12 protein-coding genes are annotated in these 12,951 nt (G+C 54.4%); 7 read left to right on the top strand and 5 right to left on the bottom strand.

All coding sequences use genetic code 11. The annotated features are described in order from the left end of the window. Positions 1 to 89: 89 nt before the first annotated feature. The 6 genes from WA318_RS15820 (at position 90) to WA318_RS15795 (ending at position 6,853) form a co-directional block, all read left to right on the top strand. Complete coding sequence (locus WA318_RS15820; protein ID WP_114098335.1) at positions 90 to 710, top strand: 2-hydroxychromene-2-carboxylate isomerase; 621 nt, start codon at positions 90 to 92, stop codon at positions 708 to 710. A gap of 285 nt (positions 711 to 995) precedes the next feature. Then, a complete protein-coding gene (locus WA318_RS15815; RefSeq protein WP_336082650.1) occupies positions 996 to 2,606 on the top strand; it encodes a carboxyl transferase domain-containing protein in 1,611 nt (536 codons plus the stop codon). 7 nt (positions 2,607 to 2,613) lie between these two features. Then, positions 2,614 to 3,426, top strand: coding sequence for an enoyl-CoA hydratase/isomerase family protein (locus WA318_RS15810; RefSeq protein WP_336082648.1), 813 nt, complete (start codon positions 2,614 to 2,616; stop codon positions 3,424 to 3,426). Next, positions 3,426 to 5,429, top strand: coding sequence for an acetyl/propionyl/methylcrotonyl-CoA carboxylase subunit alpha (locus WA318_RS15805; RefSeq protein WP_336082646.1), 2,004 nt, complete (start codon positions 3,426 to 3,428; stop codon positions 5,427 to 5,429). The genes WA318_RS15810 and WA318_RS15805 overlap by 1 nt, the downstream gene beginning before the upstream one ends. Beyond that, on the top strand, positions 5,429 to 6,358 hold the full coding sequence (locus WA318_RS15800) for a hydroxymethylglutaryl-CoA lyase (protein WP_336082644.1): 930 nt from the start codon (positions 5,429 to 5,431) through the stop codon (positions 6,356 to 6,358). Before WA318_RS15805 ends, WA318_RS15800 begins: the two co-directional genes overlap by 1 nt. 3 nt (positions 6,359 to 6,361) lie before the next feature. Then, positions 6,362 to 6,853, top strand: a complete 492-nt coding sequence (locus WA318_RS15795) for a GNAT family N-acetyltransferase (protein ID WP_114098340.1) — start codon at positions 6,362 to 6,364, stop codon at positions 6,851 to 6,853. A gap of 31 nt (positions 6,854 to 6,884) precedes the next feature. Here the strand turns inward: WA318_RS15795 and WA318_RS15790 are convergent, their stop codons facing one another. The 4 genes from WA318_RS15790 to WA318_RS15775 all read right to left on the bottom strand — a co-directional run bounded on the left by WA318_RS15790 (position 6,885) and on the right by WA318_RS15775 (position 11,255). After that, the gene (locus WA318_RS15790; protein WP_336082641.1) at positions 6,885 to 8,555 is read right to left on the bottom strand and encodes a methyl-accepting chemotaxis protein; all 1,671 of its coding nucleotides are present in this window, start codon (positions 8,553 to 8,555) and stop codon (positions 6,885 to 6,887) included. 225 nt (positions 8,556 to 8,780) lie between these two features. After that, positions 8,781 to 9,308, bottom strand: coding sequence for a DUF934 domain-containing protein (locus tag WA318_RS15785; protein WP_336082638.1), 528 nt, complete (start codon positions 9,306 to 9,308; stop codon positions 8,781 to 8,783). Continuing rightward, complete coding sequence (locus tag WA318_RS15780; protein ID WP_114098342.1) at positions 9,295 to 10,950, bottom strand: nitrite/sulfite reductase; 1,656 nt, start codon at positions 10,948 to 10,950, stop codon at positions 9,295 to 9,297. Before WA318_RS15780 ends, WA318_RS15785 begins: the two co-directional genes overlap by 14 nt. Positions 10,951 to 10,961: 11 nt before the next feature. Further along, entirely contained in the window at positions 10,962 to 11,255 is a 294-nt protein-coding gene (locus tag WA318_RS15775) for a DUF2849 domain-containing protein (protein WP_336082634.1), read from the bottom strand. Positions 11,256 to 11,485: 230 nt separating this feature from the next. Here WA318_RS15775 and WA318_RS15770 point away from each other — a divergent pair, with 230 nt between their 5' ends. Continuing rightward, positions 11,486 to 11,902: a DUF1489 family protein gene (locus WA318_RS15770; protein WP_114098344.1), complete on the top strand. Its 417-nt coding sequence runs from the start codon at positions 11,486 to 11,488 to the stop codon at positions 11,900 to 11,902. A gap of 18 nt (positions 11,903 to 11,920) precedes the next feature. On the opposite strand, the gene WA318_RS15765 is transcribed toward WA318_RS15770, so the two are convergent. Beyond that, a complete protein-coding gene (locus WA318_RS15765; protein ID WP_114098345.1) occupies positions 11,921 to 12,862 on the bottom strand; it encodes a transcriptional regulator GcvA in 942 nt (313 codons plus the stop codon). Positions 12,863 to 12,951: the final 89 nt, after the last annotated feature.

Genomic DNA, 12,951 nt, shown 5'->3' with positions numbered 1-12,951 from the left:
TGCGCACAATCCGTGAAATTCAAACAGGATGAAAACCTGTTAGGATCGGCTATTGCCCAAAAGAAACCAAACAAGGTAGGCGCAGGAAAATGTCAGAAGTCAGTTTCTATTTCGATTTTTCTTCACCCTACGGTTATCTCGCTGCCGAGCGAATGGAAGAATTCGAATCGCGTGTCGGGGTTACGGTCATCTGGCGTCCCTTCATGATTGGTGCTGCCTTCAAACAGACAGGACAAAGCCCGCTGCTTAGCCAGCCGATTCGTGGCAAATATTTCCGCCACGACATGGAACGATGTGCGCGCCTGCAAGGTACTCCCTTCAATATCCCCGACAACTTCCCCTATTCGGCACTTGTTCCAACACGAGCATTCTACTGGCTTGAGTCGCGGTCCCCGGCCCTTGCCCGGCGCTTTGCCAAGGACATCTATCGCGGCTATTTTGCCGACGGGCTTGATATGGCAAACCCGGAAAACGTTTTTGCAGCGGCCACACGTCATTCGATCAATCCCGGTGAAATGCGTCTGGCCGTTGAGTCGCAACGCTGGAAAGACCGCACCCGCGAGGTCACCGACGAGGCCATTGCCCTTGGCGCATTCGGATCCCCCTTCTTCTTTTACGAGGACGAACCGTTTTTCGGGAATGATCGCCTTGATCAACTCGAACAGTGGATTTCACTGCGCCGAAGCACAGCAAACAGCCTGCCTGGCTAACCAGCCGTGATCTTTGCATATTGACCTTTCCAGATGCCGGATTTGACAAAAACCGGCTGAATATTGATGCGAACAGATACGCTTTCGCACGGAACAGGTAGCGCCAGAGAGCATATAAAACCGCAGAATACTGCGCATAAATCGTGATCACGCCTCATATATACAAATCCGGTACTGAAATACCGATTTAATATTGACGTTTACGTAAACTTCACCCATAACAACAGCCATAAACACCACTCACTCGGGCGACCGATTGCCCATAACAAACGGTGCAGACGGACAATGACGGTACTGAAATCTGCGGTGAATTCCCGTTCCGAAGAATTCCGCAACAATGCCGAACACATGGAAAAACTGGTTGCTGATCTTCGTGAACAGATCGCGACGGTAAAGCTGGGCGGCGGCGAACGCGCCCGCGAGCGTCACACAAGCCGCGGCAAGCTGCTGCCACGCGAACGTATTCGCCAGCTTCTTGATATCGGATCGCCGTTTCTCGAACTCTCCCAGCTTGCAGCATATGGCATGTATGGGGATGAGGAAGTCCCGGCAGCTGGCATTATCACCGGCATTGGGCGGGTTTCCGGCATCGAATGCGTGATTGTTGCCAATGATGCGACGGTCAAGGGTGGTTCCTACTACCCGATGACGGTTAAAAAGCATCTTCGCGCTCAGGAAATCGCGCTTGAGAACAATCTGCCCTGCATCTATCTGGTTGATAGTGGCGGTGCCAACCTGCCGCGTCAGGATGACGTATTTCCTGATCGCGATCATTTCGGGCGCATCTTCTTTAATCAGGCAACCATGTCGTCGAAGGGCATCCCGCAGATCGCGGTTGTTATGGGGTCTTGTACCGCGGGCGGTGCCTATGTCCCGGCCATGTCGGATGAAAGCATCATCGTGCGCAAGCAGGGCACCATCTTCCTGGGTGGTCCGCCGCTGGTAAAGGCTGCAACCGGTGAAGTTGTTTCGGCCGAAGACCTTGGTGGTGCGGATGTGCATTGCAAAACGTCCGGTGTCACCGATCATTACGCACAGGATGACAATCACGCGCTTTCGATTGCGCGCGATATCGTCAAGAACCTGAACTGGACCAAGAACCCCGGCCTGACTTTGACCGAGCCCCGTGCGCCCTCCTATGACCCGCGCGAGATTTATGGCGTGGTACCAACCGACACCAAGAAACCCTATGACGTGCGCGAAATCATTGCCCGCATCGTTGATGGCTCGGACTTTGATGAATTCAAGGCCCAATATGGCACCACCCTTGTCACCGGTTTTGCCCGTATCTTTGGCTATCCGGTCGGGATCATTGCCAATAATGGCATCCTGTTTTCCGAAAGCGCGCTTAAGGGTGCGCATTTCATCGAACTTTGCGCCCAGCGCGGCATTCCCCTGGTGTTTCTGCAAAATATTACCGGCTTCATGATTGGCCGCAAATATGAAAGCGGCGGAATTGCCAAGGATGGCGCAAAGCTTGTCACCGCTGTTGCCACCGCCAATGTGCCAAAATTCACCGTTCTGATCGGCGGATCATTTGGTGCTGGCAACTATGGTATGTGTGGTCGTGCCTATAGCCCGCGCTTCCTGTGGATGTGGCCAAATGCCCGAATCTCTGTGATGGGCGGCGAACAGGCCGCAAATGTTCTGACCCAAATTCGTGCCGATGCCGCCGAGAAACGCGGGGAAACCTGGCCCCAGGCCGAACAGGAAGCATTCAAGGCCCCGATCCGCGATCAGTATGAAGAACAAGGCCATCCCTATTACGCCTCTGCCCGCTTGTGGGATGATGGCGTGATTGATCCGGCTGATACCCGCATGGTTCTTGGCCTTGGCCTGTCGGCAGCACTGAACAAACCGGTCGAAGAAACCCGGTTTGGCGTGTTCAGAATGTGAGGCCGTCATGACCAATGTAAACACCAATAACATTTCTGATGCCGCCATCTGCGAAATTGCGGAAAACGGCGTTGCCACCATCACGCTCAACCGTCCTGACATTCATAACGCCTTTGACGATGTTCTGATTGCCGACCTGACAGCAAAGATCGAAACCCTTGATGCCGATCCGCTGGTACGCGCGATCATCCTGACCGGAGCAGGCAAAAGCTTCTCTGCCGGGGCCGATCTGAACTGGATGAAACGCATGGCCGGTTACAGCCATGCTGAAAACCTTGCTGATTCACGCGCCCTTGCAAAACTGATGAAGGTTTTGAACTTCGCATCAAAACCGACCATCGCACTGGTCAACGGGGCTGCCTTTGGCGGCGGGGTTGGGTTGGCTGCGTGCTGTGACATCGTGATTGCATCGGATCGTGCAAGTTTCTGCCTGTCTGAAGTCAAGCTTGGCCTGATCCCGGCTGTCATTTCGCCCTATGTGGTCGAAGCCATCGGGGTTAATCAGGCACGCCGTTATTTCCTGACCGCCGAACGGTTTAACGCCGAAACCGCCAAACAGATCGGACTGGTTCACGAAATCGTTTCCGGCGATGAATTGGCTGCACGCGGCGATGACATGGCAAATATTCTGCTGGCCAACGGTCCGGCTGCCATGCATGCCGCCAAAGACCTGATCTATGCGGTTGCCAACAAACCGATTTCGGACGCCGTCATTGACGATACCGCGCACCGCATTGCCGATCAGCGTGCAAGCGATGAAGGCCGCGAAGGCGTTGGTGCCTTTCTGGAAAAACGTCCCGCGAACTGGAGCAAGAAATAATGCCCCGTAAACTATTGATCGCCAACCGCGGTGAAATTGCATGCCGCGTGATCAAGACAGCCCGTCGCATGGGCATTGCGACTGTTGCTGTTTATTCCGATGCGGATACCGATGCGCTCCATGTCAAACATGCGGACGAGGCCTATCACATCGGTGCTCCGGCCCCCAAGGACAGCTATCTGCGCACCGACCGTCTGCTTGAAGTCATTGCGCAATCCGGGGCTGATGCGGTTCATCCCGGTTATGGTTTTCTTTCGGAAAATGCCGGTTTCGCTGATGCGCTTGAAAAGGCAGGCTGCGTTTTTGTTGGTCCGCCAGCCAGTGCCATTCGCGCCATGGGGTCAAAATCCGAAGCCAAGAAAATCATGGGCAAGGCCGGTGTGCCACTGGTCCCCGGTTATCACGGTGAAGATCAGGACCCTGACCTTTTGGCCGCAGAGGCCGATAAAATCGGCTATCCGGTTCTGATCAAGGCATCGGCCGGTGGTGGTGGCAAAGGCATGCGTGCTGTTGAAAAGGCGTCTGATTTCAAGGATGCCCTGATCAGCTGCAAACGTGAAGCTGCCAGCAGCTTTGGTGATGACCATTGCCTGATTGAAAAGCTGATCGTCAAACCTCGCCATGTCGAAATTCAGGTCTTTGCCGACAGTCATGGCAACGCGGTCTATCTTTTTGAACGTGACTGTTCGCTTCAGCGTCGCCATCAAAAGGTGATCGAAGAAGCCCCTGCCCCCGGAATGACCGAAGAATTGCGCGCCCAGATGGGTCAGGCCGCCGTCGATGCAGCGAAGGCCATTGGCTATCAAGGCGCTGGCACGGTTGAGTTCCTTCTGGATGCGTCGGGCAGTTTCTATTTCATGGAAATGAATACCCGTCTTCAGGTCGAACATCCGGTGACCGAAAAAATCACCGGCGAGGATCTTGTGGAATGGCAGTTGCGTGTGGCTGACGGTGAAAAACTGCCCAAGGCACAGGAAGAACTGTCGATCAACGGGCATTCCTTTGAAGTCCGCATTTATGCCGAAGATCCGCAGAATGATTTCCTGCCCGCCACCGGCAAGCTTGTTCATATGCGCATGCCGCGCGAAACCGAACATGTTCGCGTTGATACCGGCGTCTATGAAGGCGGCGAGGTATCAATCCATTATGACCCGATGATCGCCAAGCTGATCACCTGGGATGTGGATCGCAAATCGGCCCTGCGTCGTATGGCATCCGCCCTTGATGATGTGCAGATCGTTGGTGTCACCACCAATACCGGTTTCCTTGGCAACATTGCCCGCCATCCGGCCTTTGAGCGCGGTGAAGTCGAAACCGGCTTTATCCCGCATTATCAGGATGACCTGATCCCGGCCCCGGCAACCCCGGATAACGAGGCACTGGCATTTGCCGCCCTTGATATCCTGCTGACCCGCGATGCCGAGGCCGCCCGTCACGCTGCGCAAAGCAACGATCCCTATTCCCCCTGGAACAGCACTGCCGGTTTCCGTCTGAATGACGATAACCACCATGATCTGATCCTGCGCCATGAAGGATCGGATATTGCGGTCAAGGTTCATTACCGCGACCAGGGTTATGTCATCGACATGCCTGACGGAAACGCTGTCATCGCATCTGCCGAACATGACGAAAACGGTGCGATTGTTGCCAAGCTCGATAATGTCCGCAAGCGGGCAACCGTCCTGCGCGATGGCAATCGTATGACAATATTCCGGACCGGTCGTCTTGATCGTCTCGACATCTTTGATCCGCTGGCAGCAGCCGGTGGCAATGAAGGTGCCGGTGGCGGCCTGACCGCCCCGATGCCCGGTAAAATCATCGCCGTGATGGCCGCGACAGGCCAAACCGTGACCGCCGGGGACAAGCTTGTCGTTATGGAAGCCATGAAGATGGAACACACCATTTCCGCCCCTGTTTCGGGCACGGTCAGGGAAGTGTTCTTTGCCGTGGGTGATCAGGTTGACGATGGCGCTGAACTGATCGCGATCGAGGAGGCCGAATAATGGCCGCGATTTCCGATCTTCCCAGCCGGGTCAAAATCGTTGAAGTCGGCCCACGCGATGGGCTTCAGAACGAAAAGACCATGGTCGCGACGGCAACCAAGGTTGAACTGATCAACCGGCTTAATAATGCCGGTTTGTCCGTGATCGAGGCCACCGCCTTTGTCAGCCCGAAATGGGTCCCGCAAATGGCCGATGCACCCGATGTCATGGCACAGATCACCCGCAAGGCCGGTGTGACCTATCCGGTTCTGACCCCAAACCTTAAGGGGCTTGATGCCGCCATAGCCAGCGGCGCGACCGAGGTTGCGGTATTTGGTGCGGCATCAGAAAGCTTCTCGCAAAAGAACATCAACTGTTCGATTGCCGAAAGCCTTGATCGTTTTCGTCCGGTAACCGATGCCGCACGCGAAGCGGGTCTTGCCGTGCGTGGTTATGCATCCTGTGTTTTGGGTTGCCCCTATGAAGGCGAAATTGCGCCTGCAAAGGTCGCCGAGGTTTCAAAGGCCCTTTATGACATGGGTTGCTATGAAATCAGTCTGGGCGACACCATTGGAACCGGCACACCGACCAAGGCACAGGCGATGATTGACGCCGTTGCCAAGCATGTTCCGGTCGAAAAACTCGCTGCGCACTTCCATGATACCTATGGCCAGGCACTCTCCAATTTGCTGGCCGTGCTTCAGATGGGTGTTGCCACCATTGACAGTTCGGTTGCCGGTCTTGGCGGCTGCCCCTATGCCAAGGGGGCGAGTGGCAATGTCGCAACCGAGGACGTCGTCTATATGTTGAACGGCCTTGGCATCGACACCGGCATCGATCTTGAAAAGCTGGCCGAGACAGGAAGCTGGATTTGTGATCAGATAGGAAGATCAAGTGCTTCGAAGGTTAATCTGGCCTTTGCGGCGAAACGATCCACTGCCGGGGAATAATTGATGGGCCCGTCAAATTACAGCTTCCGACGGGCCACCCCAAATGATCTGCCAATGATTGGCCGCTGGTTACACGTCCCGGAAGTTGTCCGCTGGTGGGGCGACCCGGCCGAGCAGATTGAACTGATTTCCGAAGATGTCGAACTGCCTGAAATGGCGACCCTGATTGTGTCATACCGCAATCGGCCATTTGCCTTTGTGCAGCATTACGACGCCCATCAATGGCCACAAGCCCATTTCGATCCCCTGCCCGAAAACACCCGTTGTCTTGATGCCTTTATCGGGGTGCCCGATATGATGGGATGTGGGCATGGTCAGATGTTTTTAAAAACGCTGACAAGGATGCTGTTTGAACGCGGCGCGCCGATGATCGGCATTGACCCGGACCCGGAAAATGAACGCGCCATTCGCTGTTATGAGGCCATCGGCTTTGTTGCCGGACGCGAATATGAAACCGCCAAGGGGCCGTGCCTTTTAATGACACTAGCCCCCTGACGATCCAATTCAAATTGATCAGCAATCCTGATCAGGCCGCGCGAACCGAATTCAGGAATTGTTCGACCTTGGTGCGCAGGATTTCGGATTCCTTTGACAGTTCCCCCGCCGCACCCAGGACCTGTTCGGCAGCCACACCGGTGGATCCGGCGGCTTCGTTCACACTGACGATGTTTGTCGTGACATCTGATGTACCCACCGATGCTTCCTGAACATTGCGGGTGATTTCAAGGGTTGCAGCCCCCTGTTCCTCAACTGCACTGGCGATGGCAGATGAAATTTCGCTAATTTCGGCGATGGTGGTCGAAATCGCTGCGATGGCTGTTACCGCACCCTCTGTTTCATTCTGAATGCCGGTGATCTGCGCAGTTATATCCTCGGTCGCACGTGATGTTGCCGTGGCAAGGTTTTTGACCTCGGCGGCAACAACCGCAAAGCCCTTGCCAGCATCACCCGCACGGGCGGCTTCAATCGTCGCATTCAGCGCCAGCAGGTTTGTCTGTTCGGCAATGTCACTGATCAATCCGACAACATCGCCAATTTTCTGCGCAGCCTCTGCCAGTCCACGGACCTGTGCATTGGTTTTTTCAGCGTCATCAACCGCACGCCCCGCCACCGCGGTCGATTGGCTAACCTGTTGATTGATCTCGGCAATGGAGGCACTAAGTTGTTCGGTCGCACTGGCAACCGTCTGCACATTGGTCGATGCCTGTTCTGCAGCGGCGGCAACGATACCCGACTGTCGGCTGGTTTGTTCCGCCGTGCTGCTCATACCGGTTGCCGTTGCCTGCATTTCAGTAGCAGCCGATGCCAGTGTTTTAAGAACCTCTGAGATATCGGCATCGAACCCGGATGTCAGTTCGCTGATTTTGCGCGCACGTTCTTCGCGCTTACGCGCCGCTTCAACTTCCTGAGCCGCAAGTTCATCGGCCTTGATCATGTTTTCCTTGAAAACCAGCACGGCCCTGGACATCTCGCCGATTTCATCTCCACGATCCTGACAGGGAATGTCAGCTTGCTTATCCCCACCGGCCAGGTCATTCATGGTCGCCGTGATCAGGCGGATTGGCTTTGATATTCCAGCTCCGATCAACCAGGCAGCAAAGCACCCCAGAGCAACAGCAATCACTGACAATATTGTTGTCAGCAGTTCTGACTGAAGGGCCGCCTTCGTCGCATGTGGCCCCAGTTCATCCTGCTCGGCCTTCACCGAAAGCTTCAGGTTCTCAAGGTCAGCAGCAATAATTGGTCCAACCCGATCCAGCGTGCCGTTTACAAGATCAATACGGTTCGGATCGTCAGCAGGCATGGACAGGATCCTGTCAAAGGTCTCTGCATATATTTTGAGATTCTTTTCCGCGTCCTCGACGACTGCCTTGCGCTCCGGCTCCGATAAGTGAGCAAAGAGCTCTTCATTAAGTGCCAGCGTCGATGCAAGACGTTCCTTCACCTTATCGGCGGAAGCCGAACTGCCCGTTAGCAGATAATCTTTGACTGAAACCCGTGCCTCCAGAAGATTAGCTTGTACACGTCCTGCCTGATTTGATTGCAAGGCAACCTGACGATAACGGACGAAATCGTCGCTGACGCTGGCAATAGACAAAACACCAAGCAAAGCGATACCGGCAAGCAAAAGCAATACCATGCCAAAGCCACCGAAAACCTTGGTCGATATTTTAAGATTATTGAATGCCCCGATCATGAAAAGCCCCCGACAAGCAACGTTATCAGAATAAACTTCGATAAGTTGAATATAAGCAGCACCATAGGCCTCGTCACAAAATGTGTGACCGATATCACAACCTCAAACTCTGAATTACACCAAAGAGCCATCCATCAAACAACACAACAACCAAAGATTGCAGCTCCGCCAATGAAAAAGGGCACCAACCTTGGTGCCCTTGACGTGATTACTGGGATCAAGTGGTCAGGAAGCTTTCTGATCCAATGCGACACGACGACGTTCGCGCAGCGACTGTGCTGTCACGCGACCATCGCCAGTCGGCTGGTAATAGACAGACATTTCCTTCAGGGCAGCGCGCACCTTGGTCAGGGCTGTTTCCCCATCGACCTTGAGGTCATAGGAATCGAAGCCGCAGCGATGCATATAAAGAATTTGGTCACGAAGCACGTCGCCAATCGCACGAAGCTCCCCTGTAAAGCCCATCCGTTCTCGTAACACACGACCATATGAATAGCCGCGTCCATCCGTGTAGGCGGGGAAGTTCACCGTGATGATCGAGAGGCGATCAAGGTCATCTGCCAGATCTTCGGGCGTATCACCGGGATTAAGCTGCACGCCCAAACCACCATTGCGCCCCAAAAGGTGGTCACGCTCTTCCATGAAACGTGCCATCGGTACAATCAGGTTTTCATCGCTGGATGGCAGATCGCCCTCGGCATCAACCGTGACCCATTCCTGTTCGATCACGCTGTCATTCTTAACGATCGCCATAAAGCACCTCCTTGAACGGGTCCATGCCGACACGACGATAGGTGTCGATGAAACGTTCGCCGCTTTCGCGGATATCAATATATTTGGTCACCAGACTTTCGATGGCATCAACGACTTCGGCTTCGGAGAAACCGGCACCGGCGATCTTGCCGATCTCGGCATTTTCGCTGGCATCGCCGCCAAGAGTGATCTGATAGAATTCCTTACCGCGTTTATCGAGGCCAAGAATACCGATATGACCCACATGGTGATGCCCACAGGCATTGATGCAGCCAGAAATCTTGATCTTGAGTTCGCCGATATCGTGCTGACGATCCAGATCGCCGAAACGCTCGGAAATACGCTGTGACAGCGGGATAGACCGCGCGGTTGCCAAGGCGCAGTAATCAAGCCCCGGGCAGGAAATGATATCGGTCACGTAACCGAGGTTTGCCGTACCAAGCCCCGCCGCATCAAGTGCAGTCCAAAGCGCAAACAGATCGGCTTTCTTCACATGCGGCAGAACAAGGTTCTGTTCATGGGTCACGCGGACATCGCCAAAGCTGTATTTTTCCGAAAGATCGGCAACCAGTTCCATCTGGCTATCAGTCGCGTCACCCGGAATACCGCCAATCGGTTTCAGCGATACGTTGGCAATCGCATAGCCCGGCTGTTTGTGTTCGATCACATTCGAACGCACCCAGTTAAAGAAGCGACGGTTTGCAGCCTTGTGAACTTCAAAATCGGCGTCATCATCAGACAGGGTTTCGAAGGCAGGCGGAGTGAACTGCGCGATGTAATGTGCAATTTCCTCGTCACTGACACGAAGCGATCCGTCCCTGATCTGTGCCCATTCCTCTTCGACCAGATCGCGGATTTTATCGATGCCTTCCTCGTGAACGAGGATCTTGATCCGTGCCTTGTACTTGTTATCGCGACGGCCAAAACGGTTATAAACGCGCAGGATGGCTTCGAGATACGAGAACAGGTCGTTCTTGCCGATGAAGTCACGGATGGTCTTGCCAACAAATGGCGTACGGCCCAGGCCACCACCAACGATCACTTCAAAGCCGGTCTCGCCAGCCTCGTTCTGATGCATGCGAAGGCCGATATCGTGCACCTTCACCGCTGCACGGTCATTGGGCGAACCGGTGACAGCGATTTTGAACTTACGCGGCAGATAGGTGAATTCCGGATGGAAGGTCGACCACTGACGGATCAGTTCGCAATAGGGACGCGGATCTTCGATCTCGTCAGCTGCCGCACCGGCATACTGGTCTGTCGTGGTGTTACGAATGCAGTTGCCCGACGTCTGGATCGCATGCATCTCGACATTGGCAAGATCAAGCAGCGCATCCGGGATTTCATCGAGCTTCGGCCAGTTGTACTGGATGTTCTGGCGCGTGGTGAAATGGCCATAGCCCTTGTCATATTTACGCGCAATCGAACCAAGCTCACGCAGCTGATCGGCGCGCAGGGTGCCATAGGGAATGGCCACGCGCAGCATATAGGCGTGCAGCTGAAGATACACACCGTTCATAAGACGCAGCGGGCGGAACTGTTCTTCGGTGATGTCACCGGCCAGACGGCGTTTTACCTGTTCACGGAACTGCTCGGTGCGTTCCTGAACAAGCTGGCGGTCAAAATCGTCGTAACGATACATGGGGTCTCTCCTTATACCGCCTGATAGCCAAGGTCTTCACGGACACTTGGGCCTTTGGTGCGCAGAACTTCGCGGTATTTTGTCGGAACCAGTCCACCGTCCTGCTGTTCGACATCAATCAGATACGGCCCGACGATCACGACGTCGAGCTCAGGGGCGCTTGCCTGGGCAAGGATCGCCTCGGCGGCATCTTTTCCGTCGGCAACGCGGGCATCGTTGATGTTCTCGCTCCAACCACCATCAGCGGTCAGGAACACCACCAACCCGTCACCCAGACGGTTTGCCGTGACAACTTGCAGGGACATTCGGTTCTCTCAGCCTGTATATCTCTCGGGTTTGGTCCTATGGCGGGACCTTTTCTGCACAAGAATTTGTCTGATTAACCTCAAATGGTCAAGTTTTTTTTGTTAAATATACTTAATTACACAATTTTATGTGTTTAATTAATCCACCCTTGACCCCTGATCGTACTGGTTCTAGGTCAGGACACAGAATATTGCCCCGCGATGAAACGACCTCAAAAGAAGCCTGAAAAATGCCCCTTCACATCATCAAGCTCAGCGTCGGAACAGAAACACCCGAAGGTTTGCGCGAATGGCAAACATGGTTCCAGTCTGCTTATGGCCGGGTTTATCACACCACGCGGATGACACCGAAACGCCGCGACGAAATTCTTGATGGCGGATCGATCTATTGGGTTTTCAAAGGGGCTATACGATGCCGTCAGCGCGTCATCGACCTGGAAGAGTTCGTCAATGAGGAAGGCACGAAATATTGCCGCATCGTGCTTGATCCCGAGCTGATTGAAACCCGCCCCTATCCGCATCGCGCATTTCAGGGATGGCGCTATCTGACCGCCGACAAATGCCCGCCCGATGACAAGCAGGGGGGCGGCACCGAAACCCTGCCCGACGACATGGCCGACGAATTGCGAGATCTTGGTTTGATTTGATCGCGCCCTTTTCGGCGTTCAGACCGGGGCCATGGCCCCGTCATCGTCAATCTCGCGCAGGGTTGCTGCGACTTCCTGCTTAAGCCAGTTGACAAAGGCCTGCACACGCGGCCGCCGCAGATGTTCTTCCGGATAAACCAGATAATAGGCCCCGTTTGACGCCACTGTTTGCGGAAAGGGCCGAACAAGATTTCCGGCCTTAAGATCAAGGGCGGCAAGACTTGTCCGCGCCATGCCGATCCCCTGCCCCATCAGTGCGGCCTGAATAACCATGTCTCCCGAATTAAATCGAAGGCCGCGACTGACATCCACGCCGCTGACGCCAACTCCATCAAGCCAGAATTCCCAGTCTGCGGCATGGGGATGGTCAAGCACCGCCGTTGCGTCATGAAGCAGTTGATGGCCCGCAATGTCCTTGGGGGTTTTCAGGCCGGGATTGCTTGCAAGATAGGCCGGGCTGCATACCGGAAACGATTCATCGCGCATCAGCATTTCACAATGCAGGTTCGGATATTTGCCATTCCCAAACCGCACGGCAAGATCAATGCCCTCGGTGCGCAAATCAACCATCCGGTCATCGGCATGAATACGCACATCGATGTCGGGATAGGCTTCACGGAAATATCCCAGTCTGGGCACCAGCCATTTCACGGCAAAACTTTGAAGAACACTGACGGTAACCACGCCGGTTTCCTCGACCAGCATCAAACGTTCGATTTCATCAGAAATTCGAGAAAAGCCGGCTGTTGTGGCATGGGCCAGCTGTGCCCCTTCCTCAGTCAGATAGATCTGACGCGGCAAACGGTGAAACAGTTTGAAACCAAGATAGTCTTCAAGCTGGCGCACCTGCTGGCTGATCGCACCCTGTGTCACAAACAGCTCCTCGGCCGCTTTGGTAAAGCTGAGATGGCGGGCAGCGGCATCAAAGGCACGCAGGGACTGCAATGGCGGAAGTCGCATCTGGCTTCTCCGAATTCATGAATTAGTTGAGCTAATCCGATTGATCAGAAATCGTCGTTTGTCATCAACCAAATATATCAGCAATATGG

Origin of the sequence: Thalassospira sp. CH_XMU1448-2 (assembly GCF_037027285.1) — a bacterium.
In the GTDB taxonomy this organism is placed as follows: domain Bacteria; phylum Pseudomonadota; class Alphaproteobacteria; order Rhodospirillales; family Thalassospiraceae; genus Thalassospira; species Thalassospira profundimaris_C.
This window is presented reverse-complemented; position numbering and strand designations above follow the sequence as displayed.